The sequence below is a fragment of the Clostridium sp. genome (assembly GCF_036646415.1).
In the GTDB taxonomy this organism is placed as follows: domain Bacteria; phylum Bacillota; class Clostridia; order Clostridiales; family Clostridiaceae; genus Clostridium_J.
In genome coordinates, this window is record NZ_JAVXMF010000037.1 from 1 (window position 1) to 19,994 (window position 19,994).

Annotated in this window: 17 protein-coding genes, 1 riboswitch and 1 other annotated feature; of the genes, 12 read left to right on the forward strand and 5 right to left on the reverse strand. The window is 30.4% G+C overall.

Annotated elements, in window-relative coordinates; genetic code table 11:
- Positions 1 to 26: 26 nt before the first annotated feature.
- The 6 genes from RSD37_RS15495 (at position 27) to RSD37_RS15520 (ending at position 5,804) form a co-directional block, all read left to right on the forward strand.
- Complete coding sequence (locus tag RSD37_RS15495; RefSeq protein ID WP_346947640.1) at positions 27 to 1,052, forward strand: 3D domain-containing protein; 1,026 nt, start codon at positions 27 to 29, stop codon at positions 1,050 to 1,052.
- A gap of 172 nt (positions 1,053 to 1,224) precedes the next feature.
- A complete protein-coding gene (gene rnmV, locus RSD37_RS15500) occupies positions 1,225 to 1,767 on the forward strand; it encodes a ribonuclease M5 (RefSeq protein ID WP_346947641.1) in 543 nt (180 codons plus the stop codon).
- A gap of 1 nt (position 1,768) precedes the next feature.
- Entirely contained in the window at positions 1,769 to 2,608 is an 840-nt protein-coding gene (gene rsmA, locus RSD37_RS15505) for a 16S rRNA (adenine(1518)-N(6)/adenine(1519)-N(6))-dimethyltransferase RsmA (protein WP_346947642.1), read from the forward strand.
- 190 nt (positions 2,609 to 2,798) lie between these two features.
- A complete protein-coding gene (locus RSD37_RS15510; RefSeq protein ID WP_346947643.1) occupies positions 2,799 to 4,223 on the forward strand; it encodes a hypothetical protein in 1,425 nt (474 codons plus the stop codon).
- A 94-nt stretch (positions 4,224 to 4,317) separates the two neighbouring features.
- A complete protein-coding gene (locus tag RSD37_RS15515) occupies positions 4,318 to 4,902 on the forward strand; it encodes a hypothetical protein (protein WP_346947644.1) in 585 nt (194 codons plus the stop codon).
- Between the two features lie 95 nt (positions 4,903 to 4,997).
- A complete protein-coding gene (locus RSD37_RS15520) occupies positions 4,998 to 5,804 on the forward strand; it encodes a hypothetical protein (RefSeq protein ID WP_346947645.1) in 807 nt (268 codons plus the stop codon).
- Between the two features lie 109 nt (positions 5,805 to 5,913).
- Here the strand turns inward: RSD37_RS15520 and thiT are convergent, their stop codons facing one another.
- The 3 genes from thiT to RSD37_RS15535 all read right to left on the reverse strand — a co-directional run bounded on the left by thiT (position 5,914) and on the right by RSD37_RS15535 (position 8,827).
- Positions 5,914 to 6,567 (reverse strand): energy-coupled thiamine transporter ThiT, encoded by a 654-nt coding sequence (gene thiT / locus RSD37_RS15525; RefSeq protein ID WP_346947646.1) that lies wholly within the window; start codon positions 6,565 to 6,567, stop codon positions 5,914 to 5,916.
- 89 nt (positions 6,568 to 6,656) lie between these two features.
- Positions 6,657 to 6,755: riboswitch (TPP riboswitch) on the reverse strand.
- Positions 6,756 to 6,964: 209 nt separating this feature from the next.
- On the reverse strand, positions 6,965 to 7,165 hold the full coding sequence (locus RSD37_RS15530; RefSeq protein ID WP_346947647.1) for a cold-shock protein: 201 nt from the start codon (positions 7,163 to 7,165) through the stop codon (positions 6,965 to 6,967).
- A 192-nt stretch (positions 7,166 to 7,357) separates the two neighbouring features.
- A complete protein-coding gene (locus RSD37_RS15535) occupies positions 7,358 to 8,827 on the reverse strand; it encodes an SH3 domain-containing protein (RefSeq protein WP_346947648.1) in 1,470 nt (489 codons plus the stop codon).
- Between the two features lie 363 nt (positions 8,828 to 9,190).
- Between RSD37_RS15535 and RSD37_RS15540 the strand changes: the two genes are divergently transcribed.
- The gene (locus RSD37_RS15540; protein ID WP_346947649.1) at positions 9,191 to 9,712 is read left to right on the forward strand and encodes a folate family ECF transporter S component; all 522 of its coding nucleotides are present in this window, start codon (positions 9,191 to 9,193) and stop codon (positions 9,710 to 9,712) included.
- Positions 9,713 to 9,736: 24 nt separating this feature from the next.
- On the opposite strand, the gene RSD37_RS15545 is transcribed toward RSD37_RS15540, so the two are convergent.
- Positions 9,737 to 10,369, reverse strand: a complete 633-nt coding sequence (locus RSD37_RS15545) for an MBL fold metallo-hydrolase (RefSeq protein WP_346947650.1) — start codon at positions 10,367 to 10,369, stop codon at positions 9,737 to 9,739.
- A gap of 246 nt (positions 10,370 to 10,615) precedes the next feature.
- Positions 10,616 to 10,828: a binding site (T-box leader), on the forward strand.
- Positions 10,829 to 10,904: 76 nt separating this feature from the next.
- On the opposite strand from RSD37_RS15545, the gene ileS reads away from it, so the two are divergent.
- On the forward strand, positions 10,905 to 14,006 hold the full coding sequence (ileS, locus tag RSD37_RS15550) for an isoleucine--tRNA ligase (RefSeq protein ID WP_346947651.1): 3,102 nt from the start codon (positions 10,905 to 10,907) through the stop codon (positions 14,004 to 14,006).
- A 166-nt stretch (positions 14,007 to 14,172) separates the two neighbouring features.
- On the forward strand, positions 14,173 to 15,168 hold the full coding sequence (locus tag RSD37_RS15555; RefSeq protein WP_346947652.1) for a LacI family DNA-binding transcriptional regulator: 996 nt from the start codon (positions 14,173 to 14,175) through the stop codon (positions 15,166 to 15,168).
- A 112-nt stretch (positions 15,169 to 15,280) separates the two neighbouring features.
- Here the strand turns inward: RSD37_RS15555 and RSD37_RS15560 are convergent, their stop codons facing one another.
- The gene (locus RSD37_RS15560; protein ID WP_346947653.1) at positions 15,281 to 16,768 is read right to left on the reverse strand and encodes a 4Fe-4S dicluster domain-containing protein; all 1,488 of its coding nucleotides are present in this window, start codon (positions 16,766 to 16,768) and stop codon (positions 15,281 to 15,283) included.
- A 154-nt stretch (positions 16,769 to 16,922) separates the two neighbouring features.
- Here RSD37_RS15560 and RSD37_RS15565 point away from each other — a divergent pair, with 154 nt between their 5' ends.
- From RSD37_RS15565 to RSD37_RS15575, 3 genes are all read left to right on the forward strand, one after another.
- Positions 16,923 to 18,329 (forward strand): hypothetical protein, encoded by a 1,407-nt coding sequence (locus RSD37_RS15565; RefSeq protein WP_346947654.1) that lies wholly within the window; start codon positions 16,923 to 16,925, stop codon positions 18,327 to 18,329.
- 56 nt (positions 18,330 to 18,385) lie between these two features.
- The gene (locus RSD37_RS15570; RefSeq protein WP_346947655.1) at positions 18,386 to 18,715 is read left to right on the forward strand and encodes a hypothetical protein; all 330 of its coding nucleotides are present in this window, start codon (positions 18,386 to 18,388) and stop codon (positions 18,713 to 18,715) included.
- A gap of 399 nt (positions 18,716 to 19,114) precedes the next feature.
- The gene (locus RSD37_RS15575) at positions 19,115 to 19,567 is read left to right on the forward strand and encodes a PIG-L family deacetylase (protein ID WP_346947656.1); all 453 of its coding nucleotides are present in this window, start codon (positions 19,115 to 19,117) and stop codon (positions 19,565 to 19,567) included.
- Positions 19,568 to 19,994: the final 427 nt, after the last annotated feature.

Here is a 19,994-nt window from a genome sequence, read left to right on the forward strand (position 1 = left end):
ACTCTTGTCTGAGGGAGGTAATCTTTATGATAAACAAATTCAAAGATAAATTGAAAATCAAATTTTCAATTTGGCCAAAGACGGTGTTCGTTGTTGTGTTAATTCTATTAAGTGCTACAGTTACTATTTTGGGGTTAAGGAATACCATTGAAGTAGTAATAGATGGACAAAAAGTAGAAATAACTACATTATCAAAAAATCTTCAAAATATACTTGGAAACAACGGCATAACAGTTGCGGAGAAGGATAAGATCTCTGTAGCGTTAGACAGTAAAGTTAATGATGGTGACATAATTTATATTAATAAGGCAATAGATGTTGAAGTCATCGTAGATGGTGAGAACTTATCAATAGCATCAGCAGAACTAACAGTAAAAGATATGTTAGAAGCTGAGAGTATAGAAATAGGTCAAGAGGACAAAATAAATCCATCTATAGACGAAAAATTAACATCAGGAATGATGGTAGAAGTTACAAGAGTGAATAAAGAACTTGTAAGCGAAGTTCAATCAATTGCTTTTGAAACCGAAACAAGAAACAACTCTGAACTTAAACAAGGCACAGAAGAAATAGTACAAGAAGGTTCCGACGGGGAACGAAATATCACAACAGAAGTTGTGTACGAAAATGGTAGAGAAGTTAATAGAAGAGTTGTTGAAGAAAAGGTTAGTAAAAATCCTATAAACAAGATAATTGATATAGGGACCTTAGCAGTTGTAAGACCATCACGTGGTGGCAGTGGAGAAGAGTTTGCATACTCAAGTATGATAACATGCACATCTACTGCGTATACTTCCGATAGAGGAGATTCTGGTACTATAACAGCTACAGGTACAACAGTAAGACGTGACCCTAATGGATACAGTACTGTTGCTGTAGATCCAAGAGTAATTCCATTAGGAACGAAGCTTTATATCGAAGGATATGGACTCGCCATTGCAGAAGATACAGGGGGAGCCATAGTAGGTAATAAGGTAGACATATATGTTAACAGCTATGAAGAGGCTGTTAATTGGGGAAGAAGACAGATTAACGTTTATATTTTAAAATAGGAGCATGTGCTCCTATTTTTTCTTTATGGAGAAAATTTGTATAAAATTAAATATGCTATGATATAATTACAATAGATTAAAAATGTATATGTGAAAATTTAAGCTTTAATTTAGAGATTTTAAATTAAATATATATGGTATATACATAATACAGTAAATAACGGAGGATTATATGATTAAGGAAGTAATAGTTGTTGAAGGCAGAGATGATGTAACAGCAGTAAAAAGAGCTGTTGATGCTGAAGTAATATCAGTTAGTGGTTTTGGAATAAATAGTAAAATAATTGAGAAGATTAAAGAAGCTAATAAAAGACAAGGGGTAATAGTTTTAACTGACCCAGACTTTGCAGGAGAAAAAATAAGAAGAATCATATCAAAGCGAGTAGCGGATATAAAGCATGCTTATATAACTCAAAGTGAAGGACGTAAGGGAGATAATATAGGGGTTGAAAATGCATCACCGGAAACTATAATAAAAGCTCTCAATGGTGCAAAATGTGAACTTAAAGAGCCTAGAATTGAATTTACTATTCAAGATATGCACTTTTTTAGACTGACAGCTGATAAAGATGCTAGAAAGAGAAGAGATGCTATAGGAAGAGAGCTTGGAATAGGATATAGTAATACTAATCAATTGCTAACTAGACTAAATAATTATGGGATATCAAAGGAAGAATTCATAGAAGCTATGAAGAGAGTAGACGAGGAGAATTAATATGGATAAATTAAATACTAAAGAACTTGTAGAAAAATATAATTTTAGATTTACTAAAAGTTTAGGACAGAATTTCTTGATAGACAATACTGTACTTGATGACATAGTAGATGGGGCAGAGATAACAGAGGATGATTATGTTATAGAGATAGGGCCTGGAGTAGGAACTCTAACAAAAGAGTTATTAAAAAGAGCTAGAAAGGTAACAAGTATAGAGTTAGACTCGAAATTAATACCAATATTAGAAGCAGAGCTATCTAGTTATGAAAACTTTAGCTTAGTACATAAGGATGCTTTAAAGGTAAATTATAAAGAGTTAATAGGTGATGAGAAGAATGTAAAGGTAGTTGCAAACTTACCGTACTATGTTACTACACCAATAATTGCAAACCTTTTAAATGATAATCTAAATATAAAATCTATTACAATTATGATACAAAAAGAAGTTGCTGAGAGAATAAATGGAGAACCAAGCACTAAGGAATATGGAGCATTTACATTATTAGCTCAGTATTATTGTAATACTAAAATTATAAGAAATGTATCACCTAGCTGTTTTATACCTTCACCTAAAGTTGACTCTATAGTTATAAGATTAGATAAATTAGATAAGCCTAGAGTAGAAGTTGAAGATGAAAAACTTTTCTTTAGCATAATAAGGCAGTCATTTAATATGAGAAGAAAAACATTATGGAATGGTATAAAGAGCATAGGATTAGATAAAGAATCACAAGAAAGAGCATTTTCTGAGGCTGGAATTGATCCAGGAAGAAGAGGGGAAACTTTGTCTATAGAAGAATTTGCAACTTTAGCTAACACAATAAAGAGAATTCGCGCTTAAATAGATGAAGCTCAATCTTGTTTTATTTGATATAGACAACTAAAATTATTATTAAACAATATAAATAGAACTCCTTCGTATATAAATTCGAAGGAGTAATTTTTTTGTGTAAAAAATAAATAATTATTCCTCATTTTTCATTTATACAAGTCATATATTATAATGTATAAATAAAAATGGAGGTATAGGTATGCCGTCTAAAAAAAGCTATAATAGATTTTTTATCATATTACAAGAAGATCAAAAAGGATATGGACTAGATTCTAACAAAACACCCTCAGGCTATGCTAAGTTAGAGATAAAAAATGACAGAGCAAAGTCATCATTTTATGTTCAAAATCTTAAAAAGCAAAAGGGACCATATTGTATGATTTTAATAGTTCAAGGTAAATCTGGTAATGAACTAATAAATCTTGGTCAGATAAATATAGATGAAGGCGGAAAAGCTGATGTTAGTAATGAGTATGATGCTAACAATGTAGCAAACACAAACATAAGCGTGGAAAAGGTTCAGGGCGCAGCTATTTGTAGAATGAGTGCAGAGAAAGTTAGCCCAGTTATGGTTGGATTTACTGCCGGTGAAGAAATAAAAAGTTGGCACAGTTGTCCCATAGCTAGAACCAATGATAAACAAAATAAGGGGATTAAAGAAAATTCTGAATCTAATAGGGAGATAGTGAAGCAAAAGGATGAAGATGTTAAGGTAATTAAAGAAGAAATTAAGCCATGCAGAGAACAGAAAAAGGAAGTTAAAGAGGAAATAAAACCAATAAAGCAAGAAATTAAGGTATGTGAGCAAGAAGGTCAGATAGATAAGGTAGAAATAAAGCAATGTAAATGCAAGACACAAGTGGAGAGGTTAGAAATCAATGATATCAATTCCAACCAAGAGGTGGAAAATAAATATCAAAGAGCTAACGAAGAAAATACAGACATTGAGGACACTGAAAATCCTCTATGTGATAAAGTTACACAGAAACACAATGAAGAGAACTCTAACACTAAGGAAATGTTAGATAATTCAACAGTTGTAGACAGAAAGAATATTGAAGATGAGAATGAAATATTTGAAGAATATGAGAAAGAAATAGAAAGATTAAAAGAATATAGAAAGAAACATCCAAAGAAGTGTGATAAGGATGACAAAAACGATGAAGAGAAAAAGGTTAAGAAGTGTGATTATACAGATAAAAATTATCCAATAGGGCATATGGGTGATTTTTTCAAAGAGATCGTTAAAGGGCTAGAAAAAGTAGGTGTTAATGAAAACATTAAAAATTGTTTTTGGTATAAGGCTCATGTAGATAAGTTAGAAGATATGTATTGTGTTTATGATTACAATAAGTACTCAGTAGTATTTTATCCTATGATCTGTTATTATCCATATATATCAAGACATAAAAACTTTATGGTAGGGTATAAATGTGATGATGAAGGTCAACTAAAGTATATTATTTATGCTATACCTGGTACAAAGAAAATTGTTGATCAACCATATGAAGGGAAAACTGGATTTGTAACCTTTATGCCTGAAGAAAGAAATGGGGATAAAGGCCATTGGCTAATGTATTATGATATAAAAGGAAATACAGTAGTTGTCCCAGTTAAAAGATAAATGAATGATTAATATTAAAGCTCCGAATTTTCTTCGGAGTTTATTCTATTTTTTGAAAAAAGTACATAGTATATTAGTAAAGGGAGGGTAACATATGAAGTTAATAGATGATAATATGAAGAAAGTAGGATTAGCGGTTATACTAGTTGGGCTTATGGTAGTTATAGTAGGATTTGGAAGGTATTTTGAAGAAAGTTTGAAAATAGCTACATTAACTCAAAATAGTATGGTTGAGTTTAAACAGTATGATATCTTAGATGGACAAATAAAATATAAGTTACCGAGTGGTTGGTTGACTACCGTAAAGGAAGATAAAGAGAGTGATAATATTTATCTTAATGAATTTGTATCGGAAGATGCAAGTACCTACGGATCTATAGAGTTAATAAAAAGCCCAAATGGCGTTGAATTTATAATGGATAAGTGTATTGAGGAAATCAAAGGTATGGGAATAAATGATTTCAAAATAGAAAAAATAAAAATAAATAATAAAGACGTGGAAGTTGTACAATATGATTTGAAAAGCAGTAAAAAAAATGTAAAGAAGACTTATGAGTATTATATTCCATGTGATGGCTACATGGCTAAAATGACTTTCATAATAAATGATGAAAAAATCAAAGAAAATACTCAAATTGTATTTGAAAATATAGTAAAAACTTTTTCTTTTAAAGAATAGCATAGTAAATTGATTTAATAGAGAACAACTATTATAATGAAACAAGAAGATAAATAAAAATTTCCAATGGGGAATTTTCTAATTGGAGGATAAAGGTGAGAAAATTAAAAAAAACATTAGTAGGAATATTGTTAGTAGCATCTGCAATGGCTATTTCAGCCTGTGGTTTAGGAAGCAATGAAGACTTTGATTATATGAAACAACGAAGCATTATGAAGGTAACAATACAAAGTACACGAGATAAGAGTTATAAGTTTACAGTTACAGACGAAGATGTTATAGAAGATATATATGAAATACTTTCAGGGGGAACTGTAGTTGAGGAAAAATCTACATTAGATTCTGATTACATTTTAGAGATATATGAGAGTCCTACAGAGGTTAAAACTTTTAATTACGTAGCAGGACTTGATAAAAGTGATGGAGGAAATTTTTATAATGATGATAGCAAATATATTATATCAAAAAGACTTGATAATGATATAATTAAAAACTTTGCCAACATAAGAAAGCCCATAGATTTTAGATACATTTATTATACATCTATAATGAGTTGTATAGAATATTATAATAATACTGAGGGATCTAATCCCAATATAGGTATTAATATAATGGGAGATATTATGGCATCAAGATTTCAAATTTCCACGGAAATAGAAGATTTCAAGCAGAAACTAAATAAATCAGGAAATGTAGTACTGATGGATACAACTATGAATGATGAAGATTTTGATGTAGTAATGAATATAAAGACCCAAGGCTATACATCTAAAAAATATAAAGCTATCATTACTATTAAAAGTAATGATGGTCAGGCACCTATTGAATATTATGTTAGTGATGTATATGACCAAGGGGAATGGAAGGTTACTATAAATGAAGATATGCCAGAAGGGTTTTAAAATTTAGTATGTATTTTATATAGTAATTTATAAATTGTAAAGAATAAGGATATATAAAAATTAAAGCAGTAAGGAATTTCCTTACTGCTTTAATTTTTTTGAGTGTCACTTATAATGTTAAATTAGTATATGGTACAAGTCTCTTTTTGAGACTATCTATATTAATAACGGAACATACAGCAATACAAATTAAACAATTAACAAGTACAAATGAACCATTATATATTAATGAATATATAGCTGGAGTTAAATTGTAATCTGCAGCATAGCTACCCCAGAATATAATTCCAGCAGTATAGTGAAATATAAACATTCCAAAGAAACCTACACTTATTGCTAAGTATTTGTTATTTTTAAAGAATCCAGAGATACCAATTGCCATAAAAGGAAGAGTATAGTCAAATAGAACTTGTATAGGATGAAGTATATATGAAGGTCCTATAACAAAGTTTAATATTCCATATACAAAGCCTGTAAATATACCAATGGTAGGTCCATATATTAGTGAAATCAATATTATGGGAAGCAGGCCAGCTGGAGTTACACTTCCACCAAAAGGCAATTGAAATAATTTAAAAAACTGAAGAATTACGCACATAGCAACTGTCAATGCTATATGTGAAATTAACCTAGATGTGAACTTGATCTTTTTAACCTTAATAAATACGCAGAATACTATTAATACTCCTATTAAAGTTGCAATTGTGGTCCAATTGGACATGATACTACTAATGTTGTCTAAGATTTCTGTTAACATTGTCATTAATAAGTCCCCCTTTAAATTAAGTAGTGCTAAGGACTAATAAAAAACCGCATTCCTAAGAATGCGGTTTAAACAACTAAGTATTACCTTAAGTTTATTAATCGCTTCCCTACGCTAGTATTATCTAGTTCAGGTAAAGGGTTAATGAAAAAAATCATTTCTCAGCCGAGGCACCCCTAGCACAAATATATTACATTATATAGCATAACATATGTATACATTTACTTCAATATGCAATAAGTTATAGAAAATCTACAGTCTTTTTATTATGATATATTTATAAAAAACTATTCATATTAAAAAAAATATATGTTATAGGAGTTTATAGATTTGAATAATAAAGAACAGAAGCAAAATGTTAAAAAACTTTGCTTCTGTTCTTAGGCGGAGTAGAAATTTAGATTTTTGTAACGTTTGCTGCTTGAGGGCCTCTCTCACCATCTGTTATTTCAAATTGAACTTTTTGTCCTTCATCAAGAACTTTGTATCCTTCACTAACTATAGCAGAGAAGTGTACAAATACATCCTCATGGCCTTCTACAGATAAAAATCCAAACCCTTTTTCACTATTAAACCATTTTACTGTTCCTTCTACCATATAATATCCGTTATCTACTTATTCTTTTCAACGTACTCAGTTTTGCTTTGCTACTCCTGTTGGTCGTGTACTCCAAGAATCTAAAATCTCATCATTAATGAGACATAACACGGAATCTCCTTTCAAAATATTTGACCTTATCCAAGTTGCTTAGATAATAATTATATTGTTCTCAAATAAATTGATTTTATACTACTTTATTATACGCTTAGAAATATAATATCTATTATTATAATAAGCTGAGTTTAGATTAGATACTCTAACTACATCACCAGGTTTAGAAGCTTGAATAAATAAGTCATTCCCTTTATAGATTCCAACGTGTGAAATGTCATTTGGATCATCGTCATTGGTAGTGAAAAAGATCAAATCTCCTGGTTGTAATTCACTTCTGTCAACTGTTTGACCTTGATGAACTTGATAATAAGTAGTTCTTTCTAAGGGCATACCAAGTTGCTTGTATACATATTGGATAAGTCCTGAACAGTCAAATCCAACAGGGGTAAAACCACCCCAAAGATAAGGAACACCAAGATATTCCTCGACCTTATTTACAACATCCTGTCCAGTATAAACACTTTCAATGAGTGGAGTTTCTTTTACTATAGGATTGGAATGTTCAGATTCATTAGTTATAGTTACATATTCTCCACTAATATAGCCTGTAATATTTCCAACTTTGACATTATACCAACCGTTAGAGTAAGAGATTACAGGAAGTTTATTACCATAACGAACTGTAGTTAATACAGCACAATTCGTTCCTGCTCCAGATCTAACATTTAGAGCATCAGCATTAATAACTGCAACTTTACCTTCAATAGTATGAGATGGCTCATTAATTACTGGTGGGGTAATAGTTCCAGTGTTATTATCATTTCCACTAGAAGATAGGGTAACATAATCAGCGCTTACAAAGCCTGTCCCATTATTGTGTTTAATTTTATGCCATCCATTAGAAGTTGATATTATTTCTACTTTGGCATTCTTAGATAAAGATCCAATAATGCTACTATTAGTGCTAGCGTTTGATCTAACATTTAAAGCACTAGCATTAACAACTCCATTAGATGTAACGGTAGGTTTTGTAGAAGAATTATTATCATTTCCAGTATTACTATCTCCGGAGCTTGAACCAGAAGATATAGTAATATAATCAGCACTTACAAAACCTGTACCATTATTGTATTTAATCTTATGCCATCCGTTTGAAGTTGAAATTATTTCTACTTTGTAATTTTTAGAAATAGACCCCACTATTTTGCTACTTGTACTAGAGCCAGATCTGACATTTAGAGCGGTAGCATTAACAGTTCCACTAGTTGATGGAGCTGTAGTGGTATTAGAGCTGTTATTATTAACATTAACATACTGACTAGAAATCCAACCAGTGGTATTATTATAGCTAATCTTATACCATCCATTATTTGTTTCAGAAATAGATACTTTGGCATTATAACTTAAGGAACCTATAATACTACTTGAAGTACTAGGATTCGACCTTACATTTAATGCATCGGCAGTTATGGAGCCTGTAAGTACAGTTGTAGATGCAGCAGCTGGTGTTTTAGCAGGCTCTGCTAGGGCAATAGACTGAATAGATGTAGCAATTGCAGCACTTGTTGCAATAGTACATAATACTTTTAAGGTGTTATCCTTCATAAACTATACATCCTTTCAAAAAAATATAATATATAGGAAAAAATTTTTCATATTACTTAAATTATAAGGTAAATATGTATACATAACAACAAATAATATTAAATATCATGGAATAAACATATAATTCTTAAAATAATGATAAAAAAGATTATGGATATTATAAAAATGCTCTTAAAATCATTGAATAGGCTATGCTGATAATCTATAATAGTGATAAGAATAATTTATATAAGTGACATATAAATTAAGTAGTGAGTTGATTACTAAGTATGGCATTTTAATATATTTAATATATTTAATAAATACATTAAGAAAGAGGAGCTGGGAATTATAGAAAACTTAAAACAAAATAAAGATACAGTGGTGGTAGGTAAAAAAAAGAACACCATTACAGTTAAAAAAATAGTGTATATGGCAGTATTTATTGCTATAACAGCTGTTTTATCTCGATTTTTCTCTATACAATTAGAAATAATAAAAATAACATTTTCATTTATTCCAATAGCCTTAGCAGCTATGATTTTTGGACCAGTATATGGAGGATTAGTTGCAGGAATAGAAGATTTAATAGGAGCTACATTATTTCCGAGAGGCCCATTTTTCCCAGGATTTACACTTAGTGCAATTATAGTAGGGGTAATATATGGATTAGTCTTATATAAGAAGCCGAAAACTACTGGTAGGTTTATAATTGCATGTACTTTAATTGCCATATTAGTAAATATTGGATTAAATACAACTTGGCTTACAATTATTTACGATAAGGGATTTATAGTACTTGCAGGGACTAGAATTGTGAAAGCGTTAATAATGATACCTATAGAGGTTATTATGCTAAAGCTTTCTTGGAAGTATATAGGTGAAAGACTAGAAAAAACAGTATAAAACTCTAAGACCAATTTCATGGAGTTAGAGTTCGAAAATTTTAACTATATTTGTACCTTCTAAAGGTTCATCAATAATTAAGGTATTAGATTTTAGATTCATAGCATTTTTCATAAATGCTATGAATTTTTCTATTCCGGGGACCGGAAAATTAATTGAAGGAATTTTATAATGCATTGGGATAACTAGTTTACTTTGAATTTTATAACATACCTTTGAAGCGGTTTCAGGTTCGAGAGTAAAATTACCACCAACTGGAATGAAAAGAACATCTAAGCTACCAATTATATCAAGCTCTTTATCAGATAACGTATGTCCAAGGTCCCCTAAATGGCAAAAGCGAAATCCATCGGTTTCAATTAAATAGATTATATTTTCACCACGTTTTGCACCTTTAACTTTATCATGATAGCATAGTATACCCTGAATTTTAATAGAAGGTGTTTCATAGATACAGGGGGAGTTTATTATCATTGATCCAGGATTTATAAGAGCTGTATAGTTATGATCGAAATGATCATGGCTTATTGTAGTAATATCAGCAGAGCCTTTATAGGGAAGACCTCCTAAGCATTTGTTAAAGGGGTCCATTAAGATTGTCTCTCCAATAGAGTTTTCAATTAAAAAGCAAGAATGTCCAAACCAAGTAATTCTCATAAGGGTTTGCCTCCATAGTTATAATTTATGTAAACTAACATTTTTAGTTTAATACATTTTGGTTACAATATATAAAACTTAAATTTACATATTATAAGTATTGATTATAATAATAATTTTATACAATTTTATAAAGATATATAATTTAACTTTAATATAAACAAAGTATTGTAAAGTCCTTTACATTAAAATTTATATGTAATATAATTATTATAAAATTAAATTTCGGTTAAATAAGTGATACATGTAAAAGCTAAGAATAGGAGAGTATTCTAAAGGTAACTTAAAGAGAGTGGGGAGTGGTGTAAACCCATAGTGAATATTAGAAGAAAATCACCTAGGAGCCGAGGACTGAAATTCAGTAGGTCTTTCCGTATTTCTGCGTTAAAGAATAGGGTATGTTAGTATCTGAAAAAATTAACACTGTAGGTGGTATAGCGAAGTAACTTCGTCCTTAGTAGGGCGGAGTTTTATTTTTGTATCTAAATATAGCTGTAAAAATTATGCTGGATGTTAGGATAAGGAGGATAACAATATGTACAAGAAAATCGACAACACAAAATCTTTTATGGACATTGAAAAAGATATATTAAAGCTTTGGGAAGAAAAGGACGTAATACAAAAGAATTTTGACTTAAATGATGAGGGTGAATACTTTACATTTTATGATGGTCCACCAACCGCTAATGGGAAGCCTCATATAGGTCACGTTATAACAAGAGTTATGAAGGATATAATTCCAAGATATAAGGTTATGAAGGGTTATAAGGTTTTGAGAAAAGCTGGATGGGATACTCATGGACTTCCAGTAGAACTTGAGATTGAAAAAAAACTTGGAATATCAGGAAAACCACAAATTGAAGAATATGGTGTTGAGAAGTTTGTTACAGAATGTAAGGACAGTGTATTCTCTTATGTTGAGATGTGGAGGGAAATGTCTGAAAGACTTGGGTATTGGGTTGATATGGAAAATCCTTACGTAACATATCATAATGATTATATAGAATCAGTATGGTGGGCATTGAAGCAGATGTGGAATAAAGATCTACTATATAAAGGGCATAAGGTAATGCCATACTGCCCTAGATGTGGAACAACTTTATCATCTCATGAAGTAGCACAAGGATATAAAGATGTAAAAGATAGTTCAGCTTATGTTAAGTTTAAACTTAAGGGTGAAGATAAATCTATTTTAGTATGGACAACAACTCCATGGACATTACCAAGTAACGTTGCTCTTGCAGTAAACAAATCTTATGATTATGTAGAAGTTTTACATGAAGGTGAAACATTAATTCTTTCAAGAACTCTTTTAAATAAACTACAAGGTGAATATGAAGTTGTAACTGAATTTAAAGGAGAAGAATTACTTGGAAAAGAATATGAGCAAATGTTTAATTTTGAAGTGCCAGAAGAAAAAGCTTTTTATATAGTTCATGGTGACTTTGTTACATTAACAGATGGTACTGGTATAGTTCATATAGCACCTGCTTATGGAGATGATGATAATCAAATAGGAAAGAAATATGGTCTTCCTATGATAAACCTAGTAGATGGAGAAGGTAACTTTGTACCTGCAGTAACCCCATGGGCTGGAATTTTCGTTAAGAAAGCAGATGAGAAGATTTTAGCTTATTTAAAGGAAAATAATATACTTTATAAAAGTGAGAAATTCACTCACTCATATCCACACTGTTGGAGATGTGACACACCGCTTCTTTACTATCCAAGAGAGAGTTGGTTTGTAAGAATGTCTTCTGTAAGAGATCAACTTCTTGAAAACAATAATAAAATAAACTGGTTACCAGACAATATAAGAACAGGTAGAATGGGTAAATTCCTTGAGAATGTAATTGATTGGGGAATTTCAAGAAATAGATATTGGGGAACTCCACTTCCAATATGGGAATGTGAATGTGGTCACAGGGAAATGATAGGAAGTATTGAAGAACTTAAGACTAAGGGTGTAAATGTGTCTGATGGAATAGAACTTCATAAGCCATACATTGATAAGGTGAAATTAAATTGTCCTCATTGTCAAAAGGAAATGACTAGAGTGGAAGAAGTTATTGATTGTTGGTTTGATTCAGGATCAATGCCATTTGCACAATACCACTATCCTTTTGAAAACAAAGAGCTATTTGAAGCTAACTTCCCAGCACAGTTTATTTCAGAGGCTGTAGATCAAACAAGAGGATGGTTCTATACATTACTTGCAATTTCTACAACTGTATTTGAAAAGAATCCTTTTGAAAACTGTATAGTATTAGGTCACGTTTTGGATAAAGATGGACTTAAAATGTCTAAGCATAAAGGAAATGTATTAAGTCCATTTACAGTTCTTGAAAATGAAGGGGCAGATGCTTTAAGATGGTATTTCTATACAGGCAGTGCACCATGGCTTCCATCAAGATTCTATGAAGAGGCAGTAATAGATGCTCAAAGAAAGTTTATAGGAACACTTTGGAATGTATATTCATTCTATGTTCTATATGCAGAACTTGACAACTTTAATCCAGTAGATTATAAAGACTTTAAGTCAGAAAATATAATGGATAAATGGATGATGTCTAAGCTTAATACATTAGTTAAAAATACTGATGAAAATTTAGAAAACTACAGAATAACTCAAGGAGCTAAAGAGCTTGAGGACTTTGTAGATGAATTATCCAACTGGTATGTAAGAAGAAACAGAGCAAGATTCTGGGGCGAAGAACTTACAAATGATAAGATAGGTGCATACATGACACTATATAGAGTGCTTGTAACATTCTCAAGAATAGCATCTCCATTTATACCATTTGTAACAGAGGAGTTGTATCAAAATCTTGTAGTTGCATTTGATAAGGAGGCACCAGAAAGTGTTCACCTATGCAAATGGCCACAGTACATGGAATGTGAAGTGGATGAAGTTCTAGAAAATGAGATGGATAAGGCTTATAAAATAGTTAAGCTTGGAAGAAGTGCAAGAAATGGTGCTAATATCAAGAATAGACAACCGCTTGGAATGATGCTTGTATCTGTGGATTCTCTTCCAGAATACTATGGAGATATAGTTAAAGATGAGCTTAACATTAAGAATGTAGAGCTCGGAGCTGACCTTTCTAAATATGTTAACTTTGAAATAAAGCCTAACCTTCCAGTTCTAGGAAAAGCTTATGGAAAAATGATTCCTGGAATCAGAAAAGCTATTGGAGCTATGAACCAAATGGAACTCTCACAAAGAGTAAATAATGGTGAAGTGGTAACAATAGATGTAGCTGGAACTGAGATAGAACTAAACAAAGAAAATATACTTGTAACAATGCAAGGATTAGAGGGATTTGCTTTTGCTGGTGAAGGTGAAATAGGAGTAGTTTTAGATACTAATATTTCAGAAGAGCTTAGAGAAGAAGGTCACATAAGAGAAGTTCTAAGTAAGATTCAAAATATGAGAAAAGAAAGTGGATTTGAGGTTTCTGATAAGATTAACTTATACTTATCAGGAAATGAAGTTCTTGAAGATATCATAAGAAAATTTGAAGAACAAATAAAGAAAGATACACTTGCATTAACAGTATCTTATGAAAGTGATAAAGCTACGACTGAAGTAAAAATAAATGGAGAAAAGTTGTTTTTACAAGTTGAAAGAGTATAATAAAGAGTAATTTAAGATTTATTAAGTGACTCTTTGGTTTAGGTGGGTATACTAATGCTAATAGTAGTAGAATACTTCAGCTAAGCCTTAGAGTCATATACATAGGATAAATGGAATATTAAAGAGAAATTTATAGCACATAAAATGATGAGAGAGGTGATATATATTGGCAGTATCAATTAAGGATGTAGCAAGAGAAGCAAATGTATCTATTGCTACAGTTTCAAGAGTACTAAATGAAATAGATGTAGTTAATCAAGAGACAAAACAAAGAGTGTTGGATGCTATAGAGAGTCTAGACTATAGACCTAATATTTTAGCTAGAAGTTTAAAAACTCAAAGATCAAGCACCATTGGAATAATAATTCCAGATATATCAAACTCGGTTTATCCAGAAATTGTAAGGGGGGCAGAGGATTTAGCGAGTATTTACAACTACAATATAATGCTATGCAATACGGATTTGGATAAGAATAGAGAAAAGGAAAGCTTTAATATCTTAAGAGAAAAGATGGTAGATGGAATGATATACATGGGAGATTCATTAGATAGCAGCATCAAAGCAGCAATAAAATCTGTTGGAACACCAGTTGTATCTATAGGTGCTATGGATGAAGAAGACGATGTACCAAGTGTAGGTATAGATAGTTACTCAGCCGCATACGAAGCTGTAGAGTATTTAATTGAAAAAGGTGATAAGAATATAGCCTACATTGGATATGGTAAGGAAGAAGCATTAGAGCATGAAAAGATTTATAATGGCTATAAAGAAGCAATGGAGAAGTCAGGGTACTTTAATGAAAAGTTACTTTATCGTGAAAATATAAAGTATCAGGATGGATTCCAAGGTATAAATACTATTATGGATAGTAATAAAGTAGATGCAGTATTATGTGGAAGTGACCAATCAGCCCTTGGAGTCATTAATGCTTTAAGAGAAAGAGGAATTAAAGTACCAGAAGATATAGATGTTATTGGATTTGATAATATAGCATTATCAGCAGTATTTTATCCTAAGTTAACTACAGTATGTCGTCCTTTGTATGATATGGGATCTGTAGGCATGAGAATCCTTATAAAGCTAATAAATAAAATTCCAATAGAGGAGAGCTACTATAAATTACCTCACCATATAATTGAGAGAGACTCTTGTAAGAAATAAAAAATATTAACAATGGTTACATTATAGAGATATAATTAAAAACAAAAAGTGGATTTATTTGAATCCACTTTTGTTTTTTTAATATGTTTAGAATAACTTTTTTATAACTACATTATCTATTCATACATATAGTATCCATATTTTCTGAAGACTTATTATCTATAACATTTTTAAAAGAAGATAATTTACATTCTTTAACAAAGGTAGCTTTAGTCATATCTGGAGGAGCGAAAACACCAGCACCATTTATACAACCGCCAATACACATCATACCTTCAATAAAGTTACCCTGTAATTTGTTAACCTTACCCAGTGTTAAAGCTTTCTTTATTTCTATAGGTCCAGAGACCTTAATAGGTTTAAACACTGTAGATATATTTTCTGTTTTTATATAGTTTTCTACGGAAGCTGTAAGTCCACCAACTATACCAAAGCCTCTTCCAAATGATGACCCATCATCAACTTCAGCTTCAGTGCATAGTGAAGGATCAACATTGAATGCATCAAGCAGAGCTGAAAGTTCTTCAAAGGTTAATACATAGTCTACAGCTCCAGCCACATCAGGCCTTTTAGCTTCAGCTTTTTTTGCAGTACAGGGTCCAATGAAAACTACTCTAACATCAGGGTCTTTAGATTTTATTAAACGTCCCATTGCTATCATTGGAGATACTGTATTTGAAATACGAGATAATTCACTAGGAAACTTCTTTTCAATATAACCAAAGAAGCTTGGACAACAAGAATTAGTCATATAAGCATCACCATTTTCCATTCTCTCTGCAAATTCATGAGCTTCATGAATAGTAACTATATCAGCTCCACATGAAGCTTCAAAAATATCTTTAAAACCAATAGATTTAAGAGCTGATTTTACTTTACCAATGGAAACATCAGATCCAAATTGCCCAGAAATAGAAGGTGCTACAATAGCAACCATAGGTCTGTTGCCATTTAATCTTTTGGCTACAGGAACTATTAGGCTTTTATCGGATATAGCCCCAAAAGGACAAGCAGACATGCAGGCACCACATTGAATACAGTCATCATCTTTTATTATTGCACGTCTATCGTCATAATTTACAAGAAGAGCTCCTGTAGGGCAAGCGACTTTGCATGGACGAAGTACTTCTGAAATAGCATTATAAGGACAAATCTTTTTACAAAGACCACATTCTTTACATAAGTCTTGATTTATATATGATTTACCACCTACTGTCATCATAGCATTTGCAGGACAAACTCCCTTACACTTGTGTGTAATACACCCTCTACAAGCTTCTGTTACAGTGTATTTATTTATAGGGCATCTATCGCAGGCAGCCTCTATAACATACACGATTTGTTTTGCATTTCTAATATCTATAAGTTTGCTATATTCACTATCTACTGGCATATAACCAGCAGCAAGTTTTGCACGCTGATTTACAATAGCTCTTTCTTTAAATACGCAACATCTATACACGGGATTATCTTTATCAACTATAAATTTATGAATATTAAAGATTTCTTCAGTATTCAAATTATCATTAATAGCAAGAAGTGCTGTTTGCTTTAATACTTCGTGTTTTATTTTTTTTAAGGTAGTTTCAAAAGTAAACATAAATGCTCCTCCTAATTTAAATTTAATTGTTAAATTTTTAACCATACCAATTATATCATTATAAATAGAAGATACAATAGTAAAAAGTATTTTTAATTTTAAAATTGTCAATAATAATAGGTATTATTAAAATCTAAATATTGGTAGGTAATTTATGGATAAAGCAAAGAAAATAAAAGATGAATTGGAGATAGAAATTGGACAATTACATAGAGAAGTCATGGGGAAAAATATACCTTTAATAATTATATTTCAAGGTAAATATACAAGTGATGAAAAGAAGGTTATTAATTCCATGCTTACTATAATGGATTATAGAGTTACAAACTTATACACTGATAATGATAAAAAAATACATATAAATAATAATGACAAGGTAAATAGGGTAAAAAAATTTTGGATGAATATCCCTAGAAACGGGCATACATCAGTATTTTATACTAAGGATTACTTTGGATTTATGAGTAATGATAAGGATATTAAATATATAAAGCTGTTTGAAAAATCTTTAATTGAAGAAGGTTATGTAATAATAAAATTTATTTTTAATAAAAGTAGAAATAAAATATATAAAAATAACATAGAATTTATAAAGAAATTTAGTGAGGATGAAAATTGTTTTAAGCATATCAATTTAGACTGTAATAATAGTATAATAAAAACTTATGAGGAGTTAATCAATGAATTAACTAGAGTGATAAATAAAAGTAGTAATGTAAATGAGAATGTAGAACTTAAGTTGAATGAGGACATAGCTAAGAGCACAAGAGTCAAAGAGGATTTGAAATATGTAGAAAATAGTGAAATCGAAAAAGAAAAAGCAATAGTTGAATTTTATAAGAATAATGAAGAAGATATTTTAGACATTAAAAAAATAAGAAGAATAGTAGATCCAAGTATATATAGCAAGAGGATAAAAGAATTAGAAAGATCAATGTGTAAGTTACAAAAGCAATTAATAAAAAAAAATAAAGCTTTAGTAATAGTGTATGAAGGGTGGGATGCAGCAGGCAAAGGTGGTAACATAAAAAGAGTAGTAAAAAATTTGGATCCTATTAGATATAAGGTTGTACCAATATCTGCTCCAAATGAAGAGGAAAGGGCCCATCATTATATGTGGAGATTCTGGAGATGGATTCCAAGGAGTGGTAATATAACTATATTTGATAGATCGTGGTATGGAAGAGTGCTAGTAGAACAAGTTGAAGGATTATGTGAGCCTTGGAAGTGGGAGAAATCTTATGCTGAAATTAACTTGTTTGAGAAATATATTACTGAAAGTAATTGCATATTAATAAAAATATTTATAAATATATCTAATGATGAGCAATTAAGAAGATTCAATAAGAGAAAGAGTAATCCACTGAAAGCATATAAAATTACTGATGAAGATTGGAGAAATAGAGAAAAGTGGAATAAATATGAGAATGCAATAAATAAATGTATAAGCAAGACATCTAAAGATTATAATCCTTGGTTAGTTATAAATGGAAATTTTAAATATAATGCAAGAATAGAAGCTTTAGAGTACATATGTAAGATACTAAAAGACAATTTATAGATGAGAGAAAAGTATTTTGATAGAACAAAGTTAAAGTCACAAGGGAGGATATATGAATGGAAAATAAATTAAATTTAATATGGAAAAGTGGAAATGATAATAGTTTTATTATAGGAGAAGTTTTAAACTGTGAGGAAAGATATTACTTTAGTTATAATGAAGATGAAGTAAAAATGGCTATAGAAGAAGGTTTTAAAGCATTAGATGGTTTTCCAAGGGTAAATTCTAAATACTTCAGTGAAGAACCTTTTAAGTTATTTACACGTTGGGCAATAGATAATCGAAAGCTTGATAAGGTTAATTTTGAATTGTTTAAGGATTTAACTCATGGAGAGTTTAGTTTTGTTGAGGTTATGGAAGATATAAATGGAGATGAGATAGCATAAAATAAACACAAAACTATTTAATATAGTTCTAAAAGAAAATCCATAAAATTAATTACATGAATAGTAATAAGTAAAGTAATGCTAAAGAATTTTACGGTATAATAAAATCATATTGTACTTAGATTTTATGTATAAGCTTAATTATAATTTATATATTAATAATTATTTAATGTTTAGGGGAAAATATATAAAGAAATATTATATCAAGATGGTAGTAAGTTTATGTTTACTTTTGGGGGAAGTGTAATTAATGTATATGGTTTAGATAAAACTGTAATATCAGGAACTAAAAGTGATACTGTTCTTGGAAATATTAATTAAACATCAGTAAATCGTTCTAAGATTCACTTATATGGGCATAAGGTAGTTTTTTACGTTCAACATTAAGATGATGAAACTATATTTGCAGGTAGTGCTATTGTAGATGAAATAGAAGCTGTGGGTAAAGAAACTGTTTATTTAATTTTAATTACGGATGGAAGTGGATCTAAGGTTTTTGATAATAAAAGATACATAAATCTTAAACATGAACAGAAAGTAGCTTTGAGAAATAATGAGTTTAAAGCTGCAGTTTCTAGATTAGGGTTAGATTTATCAAATGTAGTGTTTTTAAATCAACCTGAAAGTAGTATAAATAATAAGTTTATAAAAGAAACTACATTATATTTTGAAAATACATTTGAAAATGTAACACATATAACTCATAGTTATAATTATAGATATGAAATTCATGAACAGCACTTAGCAACAGGTAATTTAATTAATAATTTATATACAATAAATTACTTGGTGATTGTAGATTCATTGCAAGGAAAGATAAAATTTCAAGCATTGCCACTAAGAATCTTATAGAAAGCGTTTCTGACAATGAAAATGAAAGACAAGCAGTATTAAATGCTTGTAGAGAATATGAATTAGATAATAAAGATATGATAAGATAAGGGATAGGTTATAAATCGGTTAGAGATTTGTTTAGGCAGTTAACATCAAATGATAAAGTTCCATCATATCTTCATGAACTAGGTATATAATTATATAAAGTCATCTAAACGGATGGCTAAAGCTCTTTTTAGAGATATGTAAGTGTATTATATAATTTTTTGATAAGATCGAGGGATATCCATATGATGGACATCCCTCGATTTTCTGGGTTTCTAGCTTTGAAATACATATAATTAAACAAGGGTAAAAAAATACATTTATTGATATTATATTAATAAAGAATGTTAGAGTATAATTTTAGTAGGCAAATATGACAAAAAAAAATAAGGGGGATACA